The following is a 20320-nucleotide window of genomic DNA, read 5'->3' as shown; positions in this document are numbered from 1 at the left end:
TTGTAGGCTAACCTACCAAGCACTTGCTTTGTTAGAGGAGCGTCAATGACGAGCGACCCGCAGGCCGGTGGGCAGGAGCACGGCGACCGGGGAATCAGAACCGTTCCGGCGGTCCTGGACCGGATTGCCGTGCAGTTTTCCGACCACGACGCGGTGGTGACGGCCGACCGACGTCTCACCTACCGGCAGCTCCGCGACGAGGTCCGGCGGGCGGCCGCGGCAATGATCGATCTCGGAGTGGCCGCCGGCGACCGCGTGGCCATCTGGTCGCCGAACACCTGGCATTGGGTGGTCGCCGCGCTGGCCACCCACTATGCGGGCGCCATCGTGGTCCCACTGAACACCCGTTACACCGCCTCCGAGGCGGCCGACATCCTTGCCCGCACAGGCACTCCACTGTTGATCGCCGCCGGGGAGTTCCTCGGCGCAGACCGCACCGGACAGCTCGACCGTGCCGCGCTGCCCGCGCTGCGCGATATCGTGCGGATCCCCATCGACGCGCAGGACGGCACCTGGGACGAGTTCATGGCCCGCGGCGACAAGGCCGATGCGCTGGCGGCGGTCGACGTCCGCGTCGCCGCGGTCTCCCCCGACGACGTGTCCGACATCCTGTTCACCTCCGGCACCACCGGCCGCAGCAAGGGCGTGCGGTGCGCGCACCGGCAGTCGCTGGACGCCTCGGCCGCCTGGGCGGCGTGCGGCCAGGTCAGCAGCACCGACCGCTATCTGTGCATCAACCCGTTCTTTCACAACTTCGGTTACAAGGCAGGCATTCTCGCGTGCTTGCAAACCGGAGCCACGCTCTATCCCCTGCTCACCTTCGATCCCGAGCAGGCCATGAAGGCCGTCGCCGAGCACCGGATCACCGTGCTGCCGGGTCCGCCCACGATCTACCAGACCCTGCTGGACCACCCACGCCGTGCGGACTATGACCTGTCGTCGCTGCGGTTCGCGGTGACCGGGGCCGCCGTCGTGCCCGTGGTGCTGATCGAACGGATGCAATCCGAGCTCGACATCGAGATCGTGTTGACCGCCTACGGATTGACCGAGGCGGCCGGCTTCGGCACCATGTGCCGAGCCGATGACGATGCCGTCACCGTGGCCACCACCTGCGGGCGCCCCATCGCCGACTTCGATCTTCGCATCGACGAGTCCGGCGAGGTTCTACTGCGCGGGCCGAACGTCATGCTCGGCTACCTCGATGATCCGGAGGCCACCGCGGCCGCCATCGACGACGAGGGTTGGTTGCACACCGGCGATATCGGGAAGCTCGACGACGCAGGCAATCTCACCATCACCGACCGACTCAAGGACATGTACATCTGCGGTGGGTTCAATGTCTACCCCGCCGAGATCGAACAGGTACTGGCGCGTCTCGAGGGGGTGGCCGAGTCCGCGGTGATCGGCGTCCCCGACGAACGCCTCGGCGAGGTCGGCAGGGCCTTCGTGGTGGCCAAGCCCGGTGCCGGTCTCGACGAGGAGACCGTCATCGCCCACACCCGTACACATCTGGCGAATTTCAAGGTGCCCCGTTCGGTGGTGTTCCTCGACGTGCTGCCACGCAACCCTGGAGGCAAAGTGGTCAAACCGATGCTGCGTGAACTCGACGGGAGGAGCTGAGATGGACCTGACATTCGACGAGGACAGCGAGGCTTTCCGCCACGAGGTCCGCGAATTCCTCGACGCCAACCGTGATCACTTCCCCACCAAGTCCTATGACACCCGTGAGGGATTCGACCAGCATCGGACCTGGGACAAGGTGCTCTTCGACGCCGGGTTGTCGGTGATCGCCTGGCCGCAGAAGTACGGCGGCCGGGATGCCAGCCTGCTGCAATGGGTGGTGTTCGAGGAGGAGTACTTCCGCGCCGGTGCCCCCGGCCGAGCCAGCGCCAACGGCACCTCGATGCTGGCGCCGACGCTCTTCGCGCACGGTACAGAAGAACAGCTGGACCGGGTGCTGCCCAAAATGGCCAGCGGCGAGGAGATCTGGGCGCAGGCGTGGTCCGAGCCCGAGTCGGGTAGTGACCTGGCATCGCTGCGCTCCACCGCCACCCGCACCGACGGCGGCTGGCTGCTCAACGGTCAGAAGATATGGAGTTCGCGCGCCGTGTTCGGCGAACGGGCATTCGGCCTCTTCCGGTCCGACCCGCAGGCGCAGCGACACAAGGGCCTGACGTACTTCATGTTCGACCTGCATGCCCAGGGTGTCACGGTCCGCCCGATCGCCCAGCTCGGTGGTGATACCGGTTTCGGTGAGATCTTCCTCGACGATGTGTTCGTCCCCGACGAGGACGTCATCGGCGAGGCGAATGACGGCTGGCGCGCGGCGATGAGCACGTCGAGCAATGAACGCGGCATGTCCCTGCGCAGCCCCGCGCGATTCCTGGCACCGGCGGAACGACTTGTGCAGCAATGGAAGAACAATCCCGATCCGGTTTTCACCGATCGCGTTGCCGATGCCTGGATCAAGGCTCAGGCCTATCGACTGCACACCTTCGGCACCGTCACCCGGCTGGCCGGTGGTGGTGAACTCGGCGCGGAATCCTCGGTCACGAAGGTCTTCTGGTCGGATCTGGATGTCGCACTGCACCAGACCGCACTGGATCTGCAGGGCGCCGACGCCGAGATCGTCGACCACACGACCGAGGGTCTGCTGTTCGCGCTCGGCGGCCCGATCTATGCCGGCACCAACGAGATCCAGCGCAACATAATCGCCGAGCGGCTGCTGGGGCTGCCACGTGAGATTTCTGGGGGGAAACCCAAGTCATGAACTTCGAGATAGACGACCAGCAGCGTGATTTCGCGTCGAGCATCGATGCCGCACTCGGCGCGGCCGATGTCCCGTCCGCCATCCGGGCCTGGGCCGACGGTGACTCTGCCCCCGCCCGCAAGGTATGGGCACAGCTCACCGACCTCGGCGTGACCGCCCTCTCGGTGGCCGAGAAGTTCGACGGGATCGAGGCTCAACCGATCGATCTGGTGGTGGCATTGGAACGGCTGGGTTACTGGGCCGTCCCGGGTCCGGTCACCGAATCTGTTGCCGTGGCACCCATCCTGCTCGCCGATGACGAGCGGTCCGCGGCACTGGCTGCCGGGGAGCTGATCGCCACCGTGGCACTTCCGCCACAGGTGCCCTATGCCGTCAACGCCGACTTCGCGGGGTTGACGCTGTTGGCCGGAGATGGCCGGGTGGCCGAGGCGACACCGGGTTCCGCGCACGATTCGGTCGATCCCACGCGACGCCTCTTCGAGGTCGACGCATCCGGGGACGGACAGTCCGCCGATACCGCACGCGCCTACGAGTTCGGGGTGTTGGCCACGGCCGCCCAGCTGGTCGGGGCGGGACAGGCGATGCTGGACCTGTCGGTGGCCTATGCCAAGCAGCGCACCCAATTCGGCCGGGTGATCGGCTCCTATCAGGCGATCAAGCACAAGCTCGCCGATGTGCACATCGCGGTCGAGATGGCGCGCCCGCTGGTCCACGGGGCGGCGTTGGCGCTTGCCGACGGCTCACCGGACACTGCCCGCGATGTGAGCGCGGCCAAGGTGGCCGCCGCCGATGCCGCGCTGTTGGCAGCGCGTTCGTCACTGCAGACCCACGGCGCCATCGGATTCACCCAGGAACACGACCTGTCGCTGTTGCTCCTTCGAGTGCAGGCATTGCGCTCGGCCTGGGGTGACCCGACCCTGCACCGTCGCCGCCTGTTGGAGGTCCTTTCGTGAGTGAAGAACGCGAACTGCTGCGCTCCACTGTTGCGGCACTGGTCGACAAGCACGCCACCCCCGAGGCGGTCCGTACCGCGATGGAGTCCGACCGCGGCTACGACGAGTCGCTGTGGAAGCTGTTGTGCGAGCAGGTCGGTGCCGCGGCGCTGGTCATCCCCGATGACCTCGGTGGGGCCGGTGGTGAGCTCGCCGACGCCGCCGTCGTCTTGGAGGAGCTCGGTAAGGCGCTGGTACCCACGCCGCTGCTCGGCACCACACTGGCCGAGCTGGCGCTACTGCATGCCGGGGACCACGAGTCGTTGGAAGGGTTGGCCGAGGGCGCCTCGATCGGCACGGTGGTCTTCGATCCCGAGTATGTCGTCAACGGTGACATCGCCGATATCGTGATCGCCGCCGACGGGACCGAGCTGACCAGGTGGACGAATGTCACCGCGCAGCCGCACGCGACGATGGACCTGACCCGACGACTGTCGTCGGTGACCGCGGGCGAGACCGCCGCGCTGGGAACCGATCCCGGCCTTTCCGACACCGCTGCCCTGTTGCTGGCCGCCGAACAGATCGGTGCCGCCGCCCGAGCGCTCGACCTCACGGTGGCCTACACAAAGGACCGGGTGCAGTTCGGCAGGCCGATCGGCAGCTTCCAGGCACTCAAGCACCGGATGGCCGATCTCTACGTCACGGTGCAATCGGCGCGGGCGGTCATCTACGACGCCATCGCCGATCCGTCCCCAGCGTCGGCCTCGCTGGCACGGGTGTTCGCCAGCGAAGCCCTGACCGACGTGGCCGCCGAAGCGGTGCAGCTCCACGGCGGCATTGCCATCACCTGGGAGCACGACATCCAGCTGTACTTCAAGCGGGCGCATGCCAGCGCCCAGCTGCTCGGGCCGCCCCGTGAGCACCTGCGTCGTCTGGAAGCCGAAGTTTTCTAGGGGGCCGTTGTCCGCTAGGCCAGTTCCACGTCATCGGCATCGGCGACGGCTGCCGTGCGTCCCGGCGCGCTCTGGTGTGCCCAGTACAGGTTGGTATGTGCGACAACCATTTCCGGCGGCGGTGCACCCCACTGCGTGAGATCGACGGTGGTGTGCGCGTCCCCGACCAACGTGACGTCATAGCCGCGGACGAAGGCACCATGGATGGTCGACCGGACGCACTGGTCGCTACACGCACCGGCGACCACCAACCTGCCGACGCGCAGGCCATGCAGCACATCCTCGAGGTCCGTCGCCTCGAACGAGTCACCGTGTTTCTTCTCGATGACCGGTTCCGTCCGGTCGGGGACCAGTTCGTCGACGATGCGCCAGCCGGCGCTGCCGAGCACCAGTTCGTCGTCGGAATGCCGGACCCAGACCACCGGCACCTTCTCGGCCCGTGCCCGGTCGACCAGTCTGCCGATGGCGGCGACGACCTCGTCACGACGTACCGCGTCGGCAACGACCTGGTCCTGGACGTCGACGACGAGGAGTGCGCTGTGCGGCCGGTCGTGCAGCGTGGTCATGGTGACCGCAGACTAGCCTGGATTCGATGTCTACTGAAGCTCTGCGCGCCGGAATCCCGCCGTTCTACGTGATGGACGTCTGGCTGGCCGCGGCCGAACGCCAGCGCACCCACGGCGACCTGGTGAACCTGTCCGCAGGCCAGCCCAGCGCACAGGCCCCGGAGCCGATCCGCGCTGCCGCCGCAGCGGCGTTGGCCGACCATAACCTGGGATACACCGTGGCACTGGGCATCCCGGAACTGCGGACAGCCATCGCCGCGTCGTACCGCACCAAGCACGGGATAGACGTCGACATGGACGCCGTGGTCATCACCACCGGGTCGACCGGCGGATTCCTGCTCGCCTTCCTATCCTGCTTCGACGTCGGCGACCGCGTCGCGGTGACCAGCCCCGGATACCCGTGCTACCGCAACATCCTGTCGGCACTGGGATGCGAGGTCGTCGAGGTGCCGTGCGGCCCCGACACCCGCTTCCAGCCGACGGTGGCGATGCTCGATGCGCTCGATCCGCCGGTGAAGGGGTTGATCATTGCCAGCCCGGCCAACCCGACCGGCACGATCATCCCGGCCGCCGACCTTGCCGCCATCGTGTCGTGGTGCGACGAACGGGGCGTGCAGTTGGTCAGCGATGAGATCTACCACGGTCTGGAGTATCAGGGTGCGCCCGCCACCAGTTCCGCATGGGAGACCTCCCGCAATCCCATTGTCGTCAACAGCTTCTCGAAGTACTTCGCCATGACGGGTTGGCGACTGGGCTGGCTGCTGGTACCCGCACCGCTGCGTCGCGCAGTCGACCGCCTGACCGGGAATTTCTCGATCTGTCCGCCGACGCTGCCACAGCTGGCCGCAGTCGCCGCGTTCGATCCGGCGTCGCTGGCCGCGGCGGAGGCATTGGTTCGGGACTACACCGCCAATCGCGAGGTACTGCTGACCGGATTGGCCCAGATCGGTCTTGATCGCCTCGCCCCGGCAGACGGGGCGTTCTACGTGTACGCCGACATCTCCGAATACTCCACAGATTCGCTCGACTTCTGCGCCCGCCTGCTCGCCGATACCGGGGTGGCCATCGCACCGGGCGTGGATTTCGACACCGTGCACGGTGGATCGTTCGTGCGGTTGTCCTTCGCCGGTGCAGCATCGGATATCACCACCGCGCTGGAGCGGATGGGGCCGTGGTTGGCAGGCCAGAGCGGCCGGTAGTCAGAACGGCGGGTCGCCGTCGAGAGCGATAGCGGTGGCGTTGCGGGTGCGTTCGGCGTTGATGCGGTATTGGCGGTCGTGTTGTCTGGTGCGTTGGCGTCGTGGGATGTCGGGTTCGCGGTCGCCGAGATTGCCGCGCTCCCCGATCAGGGTGATGTGTCGTGTTCTCGGTATCGGGATGTCGATGGTGTTGTGCGGGAACAGGACTGGCCCCAGCGGCTTTGTCGTGTAGGTGTGTCCGTTCGGGGCGGTCCATTCGGTGGTGCCGTCGGGGTGGGCTTTTGGGGTCCAGCCGGTTTTCAGTGTTTTGAGGAGGTGGTGTTCACGGCACAGTGGGCGCAGGTTGCCCGGATGGGTTGCCCCGGCCGGCCAGGGGGTGACATGGTCCAGGTCGCAGCGTTGGGCGGGTTGTCCGCAGCCGGGGAAGCAGCAGGTCATGGCGGTCATCCGGGCATAGGCGGCCAGCTTTGCCGAGGGTCGGTAGCGGGGTTCGGAGCCCAGGTCTGTTGTGTTGTTCAGGGGCCGGACTTTCGCGCCGCCGGCGATGAGTTCGGCGAGCAGGTGGGCGGCGATGATCGCCCCGTCCAGGGTGATGCCGGCACCCACGCCGGGTCGAGTGCTGGCGGCCGGGGCAGCGGGGGCGGTGGGCTTGGGTTCGGCGCCACCGCCTTCTTTCGCGGCGGGCTCCTTGGCCGGCGGCGCGGCCACCGGCTGTTCCTCAACCCGATCGGTATCGGGTGTGCCGGGCGCCGGACCCGAATCGGGCGTAGGCCCGGCATCGGGCTTCGCCCCGTGCCCGCTATCGGGTTCTTGTCCGGTGAGCACGTAGATGGTGACCGCACCGGCCCGGGGATCCTTGCCCGACCCGGTGCAGTCGGGGTTACCGCACAGGCACGTCAAGGTTTCGGCGCCGGCCAGGACCGCGGCCAGGGCGTCGGCGCGGCGTTCGGCCACAGTCCGCGGATCACCGTCACACACACCGTGGGCGAGATCGTTGAGCCGGGCGTCGCTGAGCGCGGCGTCGGTGGCGCGCATCCGTCCCCAGAACGACACCACACCATCAGGGTCATCGGTGTCACCGAAGTCGATACAGCGGTCTTTGGCCGCGGCCTTGGATCGGATGACCGCGACCGGATCGAACGTATGCACCCAGAAGTCGACCGCCCGGATCAGCGCGTTCTCCGATAATGCGCCGTATTGGTGGGCGGTGCCGGCGATCCCGGCGTCGATCAACCTCAACGCGTCCTCGTCCGTGACGAGTTGGGTGCGCCAGGTGATCGCATTGATCACCTTGGCCGACACCAACCCGCGGGCGAACACCTCCGCGGTCCTCGGCAGCCGATCGCGCAGGGCCATCGCGATGCGCATCTGGGCGCTGGCGGCGCTGGGTCCGAGGGTGCAGGCGGCGCTGATTTCGGCTTTGGCCAGTGCCCATCCGTCGATCAACTTCAATGCCGACGATTCGTCTTCGTCCTCGCAGTGCCGGGCGGTGACCTCGGCCACCAACGCCAGCCGGCGGGCCGCCGCGGCCGCCTCGGCGCGGGTGGCATCGGTGACCGCGGCGATGAGCTCCTCATCGCTCAGCTCCAACAACCCCGACCGTTCGAACATGTGTTCTATGCTACCCGCGCCCACCGACGTGACAAGACCGATCGCGCCCCCTGTGGATAACTGCGTATGGGCTGATCAAGGTGCCGAAAGGGCGGTGATCAGCATGGGATCTGCCGTCTGCGCAAAGGGTCGTTGCCGCACTGAAAATGCGCGGCCGACTCAGGACTGCAGGAAAGACAGCAGGTCTGCGTTGATGACATCCGCATGCGTCGTCGGCATCCCGTGCGGGAAATCCTCGTAGGTGATCAGCGTGCCGTTCTGCAGCAACTCGGCCGACTTCGGACCGGCCGCAACGTAGGGCACGATCTGGTCGTCGCGACTGTGCATCACCAGCGTGGGCACCGTGATCTTCTTGAGGTCCTCGGTGAAGTCGGTCTGAGAGAATGCGACGATCCCGTCGTAATGGGAAAGTGCGTCGCCCATCATGCCCTGTCGCCACCAATTGTCGATGATCGCCGGATCCGACTGCACCCCAGGACGATTGAAACCGTAGAACGGGCCCGACGGCAGCGCTCGGTAGAACACCGAGCGATTGGCCGCCAGCTGCGCCTGCAGGTCGTCGAACACGCTCTTGGGCAACCCCTCGGGATTCGCCTCGGTCTGCACCATGAGCGGCGGCACCGCGCTGATCAGTGCGGCCTTCGACACTCGGCTCTCACCATGGCGGGCCAGGTAACGCACCACCTCACCACCACCGGTGGAATGCCCGACGTGGATCGCATCACGCAGGTCGAGATGGTCGGTGAGCGCGGCAAGGTCATCGGCATAGTGGTCGAGGTCGTGCCCGTCCGGCGTCTGCGTCGACCGCCCATGCCCGCGCCGGTCATGGGCGATGACCCGGTAACCGTGGGACAGGAAGAACAGCATCTGGTTGTCCCAGTCGTCGGAGGACAACGGCCAGCCGTGGCTGAAGACGATCGGTTGCCCGGATCCCCAGTCCTTATAGAAGATCTGCGTCCCGTCACCTGTGCTGAGAATGCTCATGACAGATCAGCCTGCACCTTCGCTCGCCGGAAGTCGTTACCGCTAGCCGCCATTGTGCCCGCCTGCCGGCATCCCGTCCCGATGATCAACTCAACCCCGTCGAGGAGCGTCGACGTCGGGACACCGCGTCCACGCTGGCGGCCAACAGCAGCACCCCGCCGGTAACCAGGAAGTTGATATAGGACGATTGGTTCAACAGACCGAGTCCGTTGGCGATGGTGGCGACCACGACACCGCCGATGACGGCGTCGACCGCGCGGCCCTTGCCACCGAACAGACTGGTACCGCCGATCACCGCGGCACCCACGGCATAAAGCAGGGTGTTCCCCGCACCGGACGCAGCCGACACCTTGCCGGCATAGGACGCCGCGATGATGCCGCTCAACGCCGCCAGCGACGAACACACCACGAAAACAGACACTCGGATGCGGTCGACCGAGATGCCCGCCCGCCGGGCGGCCTCGGCATTACCGCCGACGGCATAGATGTGCCGGCCATAGGACGTCCTCTTGAGCACCAACGTCATCGCGACCAGCAATACCAGGATCAGCGGGAGCACATAGGGAACGCCCCGAATCTCGTTGACCGCGCTGACACTTCGGTTGACCGAGAGGACGTAGGTGACGCCCAGGACCACCGCGGCCAGCACCGCGACACGGGCGATGACCACGCTCAGCGGTGAGTTCGCCAGCCGCAGTGCGGCTTTCCGACGGTACTGGTAGAGCTCGAGACCGGCGAAGGCCAGCACCACCACTGCCGCCAGACCCCACCCGACAGCGACCGGCAGGTTGCTGATGGTCAGACCACGGATCACCGGATCGTCGACGCGGACCGAGCCGCCCTCGCCGATGAGCTTCAGCGTCACCCCCTGCAGGCCGAGGAAGAACGCCAGCGTGACGACGAAGGACGGGATGCCCAGTTTGGCCCGCAACAAGCCGATGGCCAAGCCGATCAGTGCCCCACAGGCGATCCCGGTGAGGATCGCCGCCCACCACGGCCAGCTCAGATTGACGATGATCAATCCCATGGCGCAGGCGGACACGCCACCGGCGACGCCCGCCGACAGGTCGATATCGCCCAGCAGCAGGACGAAGACCAGGCCCATCGCGAGCACACATATCGAACCCGCCTGGGTGATCAGGTTGGCCAGGTTCAGCGCCGACAGGAAGCGATCGTTTGCCAGGCCGAACACCACGAAGAGCACGATCAATCCGAGCACCGCGGGTAGCGAACCCATATCCCCGCCACGTACCCGTTGCAGGTATCCGCGGACCGCCCCACCGAAGGTCGTATCCGTTGCGGTATCACCGGAGAAATCTGAATCCGCGAGCGAAACAGACGATTTGGAACTCATCGTGGTCATCTGGATTCCTTCGCTCTCACATCGACTCGACGGCGTGTGCGGGTGTCAAACCCAGCGCTCCGGACCGGCCGGCCGTGATGAGCTCCACCACCTGACCGTGGGTCACCTCGGATGCCCGGATATCGGCGGCAACGCGCCCGAGGTAGAGCGCACAGATCCGGTCGGCCACCTCGAAGACATCGTTCATGTTGTGTGAGATCAACACCACGCCCAGTCCCTGATCGGCCAGCCGACGCACCAACTCGATCACCTGCTGTGTCTGCGCGACACCCAGCGCGGCGGTCGGTTCGTCGAGCAGGACCACCTTGGAGTTCCACAACACCGATTTCGCGATCGCCACCGTCTGGCGTTGACCACCGGACAGGCTGGAGACGGGTTGCCGCACCGATTTGACGGTGCGCACCGAGAGCGAGGTGAGTGCCTCTCTGGCCATGGTCTCCATGCGGGCCTCGTCGAGTAGGCCGCGCCCCTTCAATTCCCTACCCAGGAACATGTTCTCGACGATGTCGAGGTTGTCGCACAGCGCGAGATCCTGGTAGACGACCTCGACGCCAAGCGCCGAGACGTCGTTGGGATTACGGACGGTGACAGGCTTTCCCTCGAACAGGTAGGTACCGGTGTCGATGGGGTGGATTCCGGCAATTGCCTTGACCAGGGTCGATTTCCCGGCGCCGTTATCACCCACCAACGCGGTCACCTGGCCCGGGTAAACCCGGAAGTCGACATCGTGCAGCACGTGCACCACGCCGAAACTCTTGTTCACACCTTGCAGTTCGAGGATCGGCTCGATATCTGTGGCCATCGCAGCGTCAGACTCCGGCGGCGCTGCACATCGCGGCGAACTGCCCCGTGCAGACCTCATCACGGGACTGTCCACCGTCGTCGAACACGACGTTGACGTTGTCCTTGGTTATCGAGACCGGTGTCAACAGCACCGATGGCACATCACGGTTGCCGGTGTCATCCCGCGAGGTCGCCGACGTCTGCGGGGTTTCACCCTTGGCCAGTGCAATGGCGACCTTGGCCAAAGCGCCGGCCTCCTCGGTCGCCGACTTGTAGACCGACATGCACTGCGATCCGGCAAGGATGTTCTGCAGCCCTTCGACGGTGGCGTCCTGACCGGTGACGGGCACCTGACCGGCGCGGCGGTTCTTCTCAAGGATCGAGATGACCGAACCCGCCAATCCGTCATTGGCCGCGTAGACACCGTCGACTTTGCCGTCGGCGGCGGTGTAGAGCTGTTCGAAGATGGTGACGGCCTTGTCGTTGTCCCAGTCCGGGACCGCCTGCTCACCGACATTGGTGATGCTCGGGATGGCGTCGAGCACCGAATGGGCGCCACTGCTGAACAACGTCGCGTTGTTATCGGTCGGAGAACCGTTGAGGAACACCACATTCGCCGGCCGGCCACCCAGACAGTCGGCCAACCCCTGCCCCTGGAGTTCACCGACCTTGGTGTTGTCGAAGGACACATACACATCGGCAGAGCCGCCGAGGGTGAGGCGGTCGTAGTCGATGGTCTTGACGCCCTGAGCCGCTGCCTTCTCCTGAATGGAGGCGCCGCTGTCGGAATCGAGGTTGACGATCGCCAGGACCGTCACTCCGTCGGCGATCATGCCGTCGGCGATGGTGGCCATCGTGTCGGCAGAACCCTCTGCATTCTGGATCGTGTAATCGACCCCGGCCGCCTTGAAGGCCTCTTCGAGCGCGGGCCGGTCCTTGGTCTCCCAACGCACCGAGGACTTGGTGTCCGGCAGGATGACGCCCACCTTTCCGGCGCCATCGGCGGCTTGCTGGCTCGTCGAGTTCGACCCACACGCCGTGAGCGTGAGTCCGATACCGAGGACTGCTGCGGCGAGAAGGCTGCTGGTGCGATTCATATGGTCCTCCGAATGGTCATCACTGCCCGATTGATTTGTTCCGTTGCATCACAAAATATGTGTTCTGGATCACTTTGTCAGCGGGCACCGAGGAGGTGCTCGATCGCAAGTTGGTTGAGAGCGACGAATCCGCAGCCGTGCCCGCCGAAATACGCGTCGGCGTCGAAGGTCTCGTAGGCGGTCGGGTCGGCCAGCAGGTCACGGTAGGTCTCACCGGTGGCCAGGGTTGGTTCCCGCAGTTCGTCGACCTTGGCCGCGGCCATCGCCTCCCGCACGGCGGGGTCGGCGCGGAATGCGGCGGCGCGCTGACGCAGGAGCAGATACATCCGCATGTTCGCGGCCGCCGACGCCCATACGCCGTCGGCGTCCTCGGTGCGGCTGGGCTTGTAATCGAAATGCCGCGGTCCCGAGTAGGCCGGCCCGCCGCCGGGCGCGCCGTGCTCGAGAAGGTCCACCAGGGCGAAGGCGTTGGCGAGATCGCCGTGTCCGAACACCAGATCCTGGTCGAACTTTATCCCGCGCTGGCCGTTGAGATCGATGTGGAACAGCTTGCCGCTGTACAGCGCCTGCGCGATGCCGTGGGTGAAGTTCAAGCCGGCCATCTGCTCATGCCCGGTTTCGGGGTTCACCCCGACCATCTCGGGCCTGGCGAGGGTCTCGATGAAAGCCAACGCATGCCCCACCGTCGGCAACAGGATGTCGCCGCGCGGCTCGTTGGGCTTGGGCTCGATGGCGAACCGGATGTCGATCCCCTGGTCGATCACGTACTGGCACAACAGATCGACCGCCTCGCGGTAACGCGCCAGCGCGGCCTGGACGTCCTTGGCCGAGTCGTACTCGCTTCCCTCGCGCCCGCCCCACATCACGAACGTCTGGGCTCCCAACTCGGCGGCGAGATCCAGGTTCCGCAACACCTTACGCAGCGCGAAACGCCGCACGGCACGGTCGTTGCTGGTGAAACCGCCGTCCTTGAAAACGGGTTGGCTGAACAGGTTGGTGGTCACCATCGGCACGACCAGACCGGAGGCGTCCAGGGCGGCGGTCAGGCGGTCGACGGCATGTCGCCGCTCGGCATCCGAGCTGCCGAATGCGAACACATCGTCATCGTGGAACGTCACACCATAGGCGCCCAGTTCGGCCAGCCGATGCACGGCCTCCACCGGGTCGAGCGGGGGGCGGGTCGCCACGCCGAAGGGATCGGTGCCCGGCCAGCCCACCGTCCACAGGCCGAACGAGAACTTGTCCGATGTCCGCGGTGTCAGCTGCTCGTCGGCCCGGGATTCCAAGACGGTCATGGTGCTCCTCGCATCGATGCTCTACGCTTTTGTTCTCTGTGCGAACATAAAATGTGGCACAGGACACTGTCAAGGTCGGATATGAGAGGGTGGTTGCTCGTGCATGGACCGGCCCCGACCCATCCCGATCAGCGCCGCCCTCGGGTCGGCACCAGCAGTGACGACATCCGACGCCGCAATCTGTCCAGTGTCCTGACCCTGGTCCACCGTCGCCGCGCACTGAGTCGCGCCGAACTGACCCGGCTGACCGGGCTGTCCCGTTCCACCACAAAGGACCTGGTCGAAGAGCTGGTCGCGCGCGGACTCGTCGCCGAGGCACCGGCCGCTACCGCCACCCAGGTAGGCAGGCCCAGTCCGATCGTGCGCCCCGACCCTCGGGCGCTGGCCGTGGCGGTGACCCCGGAGGTCGATGCCGTCACCGTGGGCCTGGTGTCGATGGGCGGGACGGTCAGCACCGTCATCCGCCGCGCTACCGACAAGGTACCCACCGCCGACGATGCCGTGGCGATCGCGGCCGAGGAGATCAACCGGATCCGCGCGTCGCTGGACGACGAGCAGCGGATCATCGCCGTCGGTGTCGCCGTACCCGGACTTGTGCACAGTCCGGAATCCACCGTTCAGCTCGCACCGAATCTGGACTGGCACGATGTCACGATCGGCCAGATGCTTACCGAGGCAACGGGTTTGCCCGTCTGCGCGGTCAACGACGCGAATGCCGGGGCGATCGCCGAGCATCTGTTCGGCGACCACCACGAGCCCGACCACCTCATCTACGTCAACGGAGGGCCCAGCGGTATCGGTGCCGGCTTCGTGGTCGCCGGTGACATCCTGGCCGGTGTGGCCGGCTATGCGGGCGAACTCGGGCACACCTACGTGGGGGGCGCCGAACGGTGCCACTGCGGCAGCATCGGCTGTTTGGAAACCGAGGTCAGCCAGCAACCCCTCAGCAAGCTACTCGCCCAGCTGGATGACCCAGCCCGCCAGACCCTTTCGGCGCCCGGCCACGCCGAGCGCGACGTGTTGCACCGCCAGGCGCGGTGCCTGGCGATCGCGCTCGGCAACGCGATCAACATGCTCAATCCGCGCCTGATCGTGTTGGGCGGCTTCCTGCGGGTGTTCCCCGCCTTCGCCGCCTCGGTACTGCACGACGAGCTGGAGCGCCGGACCATGGGTGCCCCGCGCCGATTGGTGCGGGTCGTGCCCGCGACGCTGGGCCCGGAAACCCTCATCATCGGTGCGGCGGAACTGGCCTTCGCTCCCCTGCTCGCCGACCCCGGAAGGTTCTGACATGGCAGGTTCACACCCGACATTGGTCGCCGGAATCGATTCGTCCACACAATCGACCAAGGTGGTGGTCTGCGATGCGGCGACCGGTGGGGTGCAGCGCACGGGCAGCGCGCCGCACCCCACCGGCACCGAGATCGACCCCCAGCACTGGTGGCACGCGCTGCAGTCGGCCATCCAGGCCGCGGGGGGTATCGACGATGTCGAGGCCATCTCGGTGGGCGCACAGCAACACGGCATGGTCTGTCTCGATGACTCCGGTCGTGTCGTGCGGGATGCATTGTTGTGGAACGACACTCGGTCAGCCGAAGCCGCCGACCAGCTCGTCGCCGAACTCGGCGGCGCTTCTGCGTGGGCGCAACGCGTCGGTGTGGTCCCGGTCGCAGCGTTCACCGCGGCCAAACTGCGCTGGCTTGCCGACCACGAGTCCGGCAATGCCGACGCGACAGCGGCGGTATGCCTGCCGCACGACTGGCTCACCTGGCGGTTGAGCGGATCGCAGGACATCGCCGACCTGCGCACCGACCGCAGCGACGCCAGCGGGACCGGGTACTTCTCGGCCGCCACCGGCAGCTACCAGCACGACCTGCTCGAATGCGCCCTCCGCGGCCGACGACCTGCGATTCCGGCAGTGCTCGGTCCACGTGACAGCGCGGGCACCACGCCCGGTGGCGCGGTGTTGGGCCCTGGTGCCGGCGACAACGCGGCGGCAGCACTGGGATTGAGCGCCACGGTCGGTGACTGCGTGGTGTCGCTGGGTACATCCGGAGTCGTCAGCGCCGTCGGTACGACACCCGCCCACGACGGCGAGGGCATCGTCGCCGGGTTCGCCGACGCCACCGGCAGGCACCTGCCGCTGGTGTGCACCCTCAATGGGGCACCTGTGCTCGCGGCGGTGGCACGGATGCTCGATGTCGATTTCGACGAGTTCGACCGACTCGCATTGTCGGCACCCACCGGCGCCGACGGGTTGGTGCTGATTCCGTACTTCGATGGCGAACGCTCCCCCAACCTGCCCGACGCGGCCGGTGCACTGCACGGTGTCACCACGCGAAACCTGTCTCCTGCCAATATCGCTCGGGCGGCCGTCGAGGGTCTACTCGGCTCGATGGCCTACTGCATGCAGAAGATCGAGGGCCAGGGCATTCCGACCGAACGCATCATCCTGATCGGTGGCGGGGCCCGCTCGCAGGCCGTACGACAGATCGCCCCCGCGATGTTCGGCACGACAGTCGACGTGCCCGAGACCGGCGAGTACGTGGCGCTGGGCGCAGCACGCCAGGCGGCCTGGGTCCTGTCCGGCCGAGCAGAACAGCCGGAGTGGGACAGCGGGGCGACCCGGACCTACCGGGCGGACCCCACACCGGGGGTCCTGGACCGCTATCTGCACCTGCAGGATCTCACGGTGCGCTAGCGGCGCTGGGCGGCATACCAGTCGAGCAGGTCCGGATTGTCGACGGCGCTGCGCTCGACCACCTTTGATGCATCGGCACCCTGGAACAGCTTCTTGATCGGCACCTCGAGCTTCTTGCCGGTGCGCGTGTGCGGGATGCCGGGCGCGAGGATGACCTCATCGGGTACGTGCCGCGGGGAGACCTCGGTGCGGATGGTCTGCTTGATCTTGTCGACCAGTTCGTCGGTCAACGACACCCCGTCGGCGGGCACCACAAACAGCGGCATCCAATAGCCGCCGTCGGGCTGCTCGGCACCGATCACCAGGGCCTCGGCGATCTCGGGCAACCGCTCGACGGACTGGTAGATATCCGCACTGCCCATCCGGATTCCGTGCCGGTTCAGGGTGGAGTCGGACCGGCCGTGCACGATGACGCTGCCGCGGTCGGTGATGGTGATCCAGTCGCCATGCCGCCAGACACCGGGGAACATGTCGAAATATGCGTCCCGATATCGCGAACCGTCGGGATCATTCCAGAATGAAACCGGCATCGAGGGAAGGGGTTTGGTGATCACCAACTCTCCGACCTCACCGCGGACCGGTTGTCCCGACTCGTCCCACGCATCCAGCGCCGCACCCAGGAACGGCACGGACAGCTCCCCCGGCCACACCGGCACCGTGCGTACCCCACCGATGAATGCCGAGACCACGTCGGTGCCGCCGCTGATCGAGGCGACCTGCACGTGCGCGCCGAGGTTGTCGCGCATCCACAGCGCTGTCGAGGGCGGCAGCGACGATCCGGTGATGCCGACGGTGCGCAAGACGGAAAGATCATGATCGGTGCGGGGCACCGCTCCGGCCTTGGCGCAACCGAGCACATAACCCGGGCTGGTACCCAACACGGTGACACCGAGTCGAGCGGTCATCTCCCACAGCGCATCCGGGCTCGGATAGGACGGGCTACCGTCGTAGCAGACGATGGTGGCCCCGACCAGCAGACCGGCGACCTGGAAGTTCCACATCATCCAGGATGGGCTGGTGTACCAGAAGAAGCTGTCCGTGGGCCCGATATCGCTCTGTAGGGCAACTGCTTTGAGGTGTTCGACCAACACGCCGCCGTGGCCGTGCACGATACCCTTCGGCAGACCCGTGGTTCCCGAGGAGAATAGGATCCACAGCGGATGGTCGAATTCGACTGCGGCCGTATGCAACTTGGCATCACCGGCGGTGACGGTCGCGAAGTCGAGTTGCCCCTCGGGCGTCGGCAACAACCGGGACACCGAGATCGTCGCGGTCAACGAGGGTAGCCCGGCTCGCAACTCGGCCACATCGGCACTCTTGTCGTGGGTCTTACCGCCGAACCGGTATCCGTCGGCGGTCACCAGCACCACCGGCTCCAGTTGACCGAGCCGGTCCAGCGCGGCCTTGGCCGAATAGTCCTGGCCGCAGGCGCTCCATACCGCACCGATCGCGGCGGTACCGAGGAACGCGATGACGGCCTCGGCGATATTGGGCAGGTATCCCACCACCCGGTCACCGGGGCGTACCCCGAGTTCGACGAGTGTGTTGGCGAACGCTGCGGTGCGACTGAGCAATTCGGCCCAGGAGAGTTCGGTGACAGCGGATCCCTCGCCAAGACTCAGGATGGCGGGCCGGTCGGTGCGGGAGTGCCGGGCGATCTGGTCGACATAGTTCAGGCGCACGCCGGGGAACCAGACCGCGCCCGGCATGGAGTCCTCGGCCAGGACCTCGCCGGGAATGTCACCGAGGTCGAAATAGCGCCACAGCGCGCCCCAGAAAGCCCCCGGATCGTCGACCGACCACTGCCACAGGTCGTGGTAGTCACCCTCGTGACCGGCGAACCGGGCGAACGCGGTCACCTGTGCGTCGGCGATATCGGTTGCGGTCGGTTCCCACTGGGGCTCAGGATTCACCGGGCGCTCCACCCGCCGTCCATGGTGTAGGACGCGCCGGTGACCATGCCGGCTTGTTCGGAGGCCAGCCAACCCACCAACGAGGCCACCTCCTGCGGTTCCACGAGTCGTTTGATGACGCTCTCCTTGAGCAGGATCTGTTCGACGACCTGCTGCTCGTCGATGCCATGGGTGCGGGCCTGATCGGTGATCTGCTTGTCCACCAGGGCCGTCCGCACATATCCGGGGTTGACGCAGTTGCTGGTCACCCCGTGCGGGCCGCCCTCCAGCGCGGTCACCTTCGAGAGCCCCTCCAGCGCGTGCTTGGCCGTCACATACGCGACCTTATATTCGGAGGCCCGCAGTCCGTGCACCGACGACAGATTGATGACCCGACCGAAACCCGCGTCGTACATGTGCGGTAGCGCCGCCCGGATCAGCAGAAAGGGCACCTCGGTCATCAGCGTCAGCAGGGTGCGGAAGGCGTCGGGCGGGAACTCGGCTAACGGCGCCACCCGCTGCACGCCGGCGTTGTTGACCAGGATGTCGACGTCGAGGCGCAGATCTTCGAGGGCCGATACGTCGAGCAGGTCGACCGGCCATGCGGTGCCGCCGATCTCGTCGGCCAGCGCCTGCGCCCCCTCGGCGTCCCGGTCGGCCACGGTCACCTTTGCACCGCGGGCGGCCAGTTCACGGGCACACGCCGCACCGATACCGGCCGCAGCTCCGGTGACCAGTGCGGTCTTTCCGACAAGGCTCAGTGCCGTCGATTCGCTCGCAGGCTCGCTCATGCCCGCGCCCCGGCTATGTCACGCGCATCGGCATCGTCGAGCGTCTTGAGGTCGATGCCCTTGGTCTCCCGGGTGACCAGTGCGGCCAGGAACGAGACACCGCATGCCAGGCCGAGGTACACCGCGATCGGCACCGACGAGTCGTAGATGTCGAGCAGTTTCACCGCGATGATCGGTGCCAGCGATCCGGCGACGATCGAGGTGACCTGATAGCCCAGCGAGACACCGGAATAGCGCATCCTGGTGGGGAACATCTCGGACATGATCGCCGGTTGCGGCGCATACATCAGCGCATGGATCACCAGCCCGATGGTCACCGAGGCCGTCACCACCGCGTAGTTGCCGCTGTTCATCATCGGGAAGGCGAAGAAGCCCCAGGTCGCGCCCAGCAGTGCACCCATGATGTACACCGGCCTGCGACCGTACCGGTCAGACAACCGGCCGACCAGCGGGATGACGGCGAAGTGCACGGCGTGTGCGAACAGCAGGTACCAGAGGATGGTGCTGGTGTCCGCGCCCACCTGGGTCTTGAGATAGGTGATGGAGAAGGTGACCACCAGGTAGTACATGATGTTCTCGCCGAACCGCAGGCCCATGGCCGTGAAAACGCCTCGGGGGTAACGCTTGAGCACCTCGACGACGGACAGCGAGCTCGCCTTGATCCGCTCGGCCTCCTGCTGCGCTTCGACGAAGATCGGCGCATCGGTGACCTTGGTGCGGATGTAGTAACCGACCAGCACCACCACCGCCGACAACCAGAACGCCACCCGCCAGCCCCAAGACAGGAAAGCGGCGTCGGACAGCGTGGTGGTCAGTACCAGCAGCACGATGGTGGCGAGCAGATTCCCGGCGGGCACACCGGCCTGCGGCCAACTGGCCCAGAATCCGCGCTGCCGGTCGGGGCTGTGCTCGGCGACCAACAGCACCGCGCCACCCCATTCGCCGCCGACGGCGAAGCCCTGGATGAACCGCAGTGTCACCAGCAGCGCCGGCGCCCAGTAGCCGATCTGGTTGAAGGTCGGCAGGCAGCCCATCGCGAAGGTGGCAGCGCCGACCAGCAGCAGGCTGAACTGCAGCAGCTTCTTGCGGCCGTACTTGTCGCCGAAGTGGCCGAAGACGATGCCGCCCAACGGGCGGGCGATGAACCCGACGGCATACGTGACGAATGCGGCGAGGATGGCGTCTAGTTCACTGCCGGTCTGGGCGAAGAACACCTTGCTGAACACCAGCGTCGCGGCGGTGCCGTAGAGGAAGAACTCGTACCACTCGACGACCGTGCCGGCCATCGATGCGGTGACGACCCGTTTGAGACCGGTCGTCGGCTGATGTGAACTGTGATCGGCGGCACACATAGGCCTGAGTATTCATGCAGGTAACACCGCGCAC

The 20320-nt window shown here is 66.4% G+C and carries 17 protein-coding genes; 7 read left to right on the top strand and 10 right to left on the bottom strand.

The genetic code is table 11. From position 1 onward, the window contains the following. Nucleotides 1-45: 45 nt before the first annotated feature. The 4 genes from fadD3 to ipdE2 are packed head-to-tail and all read left to right on the top strand — an operon-like array spanning nucleotide 46 to nucleotide 4655. The gene (gene fadD3, locus IC40_RS0123510; RefSeq protein WP_042510084.1) at nucleotides 46-1620 is read left to right on the top strand and encodes a 3-((3aS,4S,7aS)-7a-methyl-1,5-dioxo-octahydro-1H-inden-4-yl)propanoate--CoA ligase FadD3; all 1575 of its coding nucleotides are present in this window, start codon (nucleotides 46-48) and stop codon (nucleotides 1618-1620) included. Nucleotide 1621: 1 nt separating this feature from the next. Beyond that, nucleotides 1622-2770 carry an acyl-CoA dehydrogenase family protein gene (locus IC40_RS0123505; protein ID WP_030137114.1) on the top strand — a complete coding sequence of 383 codons (1149 nt, stop codon included), beginning with the start codon at nucleotides 1622-1624 and terminating at the stop codon, nucleotides 2768-2770. Beyond that, nucleotides 2767-3723, top strand: coding sequence for an acyl-CoA dehydrogenase family protein (locus tag IC40_RS0123500; protein WP_030137113.1), 957 nt, complete (start codon nucleotides 2767-2769; stop codon nucleotides 3721-3723). The genes IC40_RS0123505 and IC40_RS0123500 overlap by 4 nt, the downstream gene beginning before the upstream one ends. Then, the gene (ipdE2, locus tag IC40_RS0123495; RefSeq protein ID WP_030137112.1) at nucleotides 3720-4655 is read left to right on the top strand and encodes an acyl-CoA dehydrogenase IpdE2; all 936 of its coding nucleotides are present in this window, start codon (nucleotides 3720-3722) and stop codon (nucleotides 4653-4655) included. The genes IC40_RS0123500 and ipdE2 overlap by 4 nt, the downstream gene beginning before the upstream one ends. A gap of 14 nt (nucleotides 4656-4669) precedes the next feature. Here ipdE2 and IC40_RS0123490 read toward each other — a convergent pair whose 3' ends face one another. Further along, the gene (locus tag IC40_RS0123490) at nucleotides 4670-5221 is read right to left on the bottom strand and encodes an isochorismatase family protein (protein ID WP_030137111.1); all 552 of its coding nucleotides are present in this window, start codon (nucleotides 5219-5221) and stop codon (nucleotides 4670-4672) included. Between the two features lie 26 nt (nucleotides 5222-5247). Here IC40_RS0123490 and IC40_RS0123485 point away from each other — a divergent pair, with 26 nt between their 5' ends. Next, the gene (locus tag IC40_RS0123485) at nucleotides 5248-6420 is read left to right on the top strand and encodes a pyridoxal phosphate-dependent aminotransferase (protein WP_030137110.1); all 1173 of its coding nucleotides are present in this window, start codon (nucleotides 5248-5250) and stop codon (nucleotides 6418-6420) included. Here IC40_RS0123485 and IC40_RS0123480 read toward each other — a convergent pair whose 3' ends face one another. The 6 genes from IC40_RS0123480 to xylA form a co-directional block, all read right to left on the bottom strand. Continuing rightward, nucleotides 6421-8031, bottom strand: coding sequence for an HNH endonuclease signature motif containing protein (locus tag IC40_RS0123480; RefSeq protein ID WP_051644425.1), 1611 nt, complete (start codon nucleotides 8029-8031; stop codon nucleotides 6421-6423). A 159-nt stretch (nucleotides 8032-8190) separates the two neighbouring features. Beyond that, nucleotides 8191-9015: an alpha/beta fold hydrolase gene (locus IC40_RS0123475; RefSeq protein WP_030137108.1), complete on the bottom strand. Its 825-nt coding sequence runs from the start codon at nucleotides 9013-9015 to the stop codon at nucleotides 8191-8193. 85 nt (nucleotides 9016-9100) lie between these two features. Beyond that, nucleotides 9101-10378 (bottom strand): sugar ABC transporter permease, encoded by a 1278-nt coding sequence (locus tag IC40_RS0123470; protein ID WP_030137107.1) that lies wholly within the window; start codon nucleotides 10376-10378, stop codon nucleotides 9101-9103. 16 nt (nucleotides 10379-10394) lie between these two features. Then, nucleotides 10395-11180: an ATP-binding cassette domain-containing protein gene (locus tag IC40_RS0123465; RefSeq protein ID WP_030137106.1), complete on the bottom strand. Its 786-nt coding sequence runs from the start codon at nucleotides 11178-11180 to the stop codon at nucleotides 10395-10397. Between the two features lie 7 nt (nucleotides 11181-11187). Then, entirely contained in the window at nucleotides 11188-12258 is a 1071-nt protein-coding gene (locus tag IC40_RS0123460) for a sugar ABC transporter substrate-binding protein (protein WP_030137105.1), read from the bottom strand. Nucleotides 12259-12335: 77 nt separating this feature from the next. Beyond that, complete coding sequence (xylA, locus tag IC40_RS0123455) at nucleotides 12336-13553, bottom strand: xylose isomerase (protein ID WP_030137104.1); 1218 nt, start codon at nucleotides 13551-13553, stop codon at nucleotides 12336-12338. A gap of 99 nt (nucleotides 13554-13652) precedes the next feature. On the opposite strand from xylA, the gene IC40_RS0123450 reads away from it, so the two are divergent. Beyond that, nucleotides 13653-14840, top strand: a complete 1188-nt coding sequence (locus tag IC40_RS0123450) for an ROK family transcriptional regulator (RefSeq protein ID WP_042510086.1) — start codon at nucleotides 13653-13655, stop codon at nucleotides 14838-14840. 1 nt (nucleotide 14841) lies between these two features. Next, nucleotides 14842-16251: a xylulokinase gene (gene xylB / locus IC40_RS0123445; RefSeq protein WP_030137102.1), complete on the top strand. Its 1410-nt coding sequence runs from the start codon at nucleotides 14842-14844 to the stop codon at nucleotides 16249-16251. On the opposite strand, the gene IC40_RS0123440 is transcribed toward xylB, so the two are convergent. Genes IC40_RS0123440 through IC40_RS0123430 form a run of 3 tightly spaced genes read right to left on the bottom strand, consistent with a single transcriptional unit; the run spans nucleotide 16248 to nucleotide 20286 of the window. After that, nucleotides 16248-18164, bottom strand: a complete 1917-nt coding sequence (locus IC40_RS0123440) for an acetoacetate--CoA ligase (protein ID WP_036470695.1) — start codon at nucleotides 18162-18164, stop codon at nucleotides 16248-16250. The two genes, xylB and IC40_RS0123440, sit on opposite strands and share 4 nt — an antisense overlap. Continuing rightward, complete coding sequence (locus IC40_RS0123435) at nucleotides 18161-18934, bottom strand: 3-hydroxybutyrate dehydrogenase (RefSeq protein WP_042510087.1); 774 nt, start codon at nucleotides 18932-18934, stop codon at nucleotides 18161-18163. The genes IC40_RS0123440 and IC40_RS0123435 overlap by 4 nt, the downstream gene beginning before the upstream one ends. Next, the gene (locus IC40_RS0123430) at nucleotides 18931-20286 is read right to left on the bottom strand and encodes an MFS transporter (protein WP_030137099.1); all 1356 of its coding nucleotides are present in this window, start codon (nucleotides 20284-20286) and stop codon (nucleotides 18931-18933) included. Before IC40_RS0123430 ends, IC40_RS0123435 begins: the two co-directional genes overlap by 4 nt. Nucleotides 20287-20320: the final 34 nt, after the last annotated feature.

The sequence above is a fragment of the Mycolicibacterium neoaurum ATCC 25795 genome (genome assembly GCF_000691525.1).
GTDB lineage: Bacteria > Actinomycetota > Actinomycetes > Mycobacteriales > Mycobacteriaceae > Mycobacterium > Mycobacterium neoaurum.
This window is presented reverse-complemented; position numbering and strand designations above follow the sequence as displayed.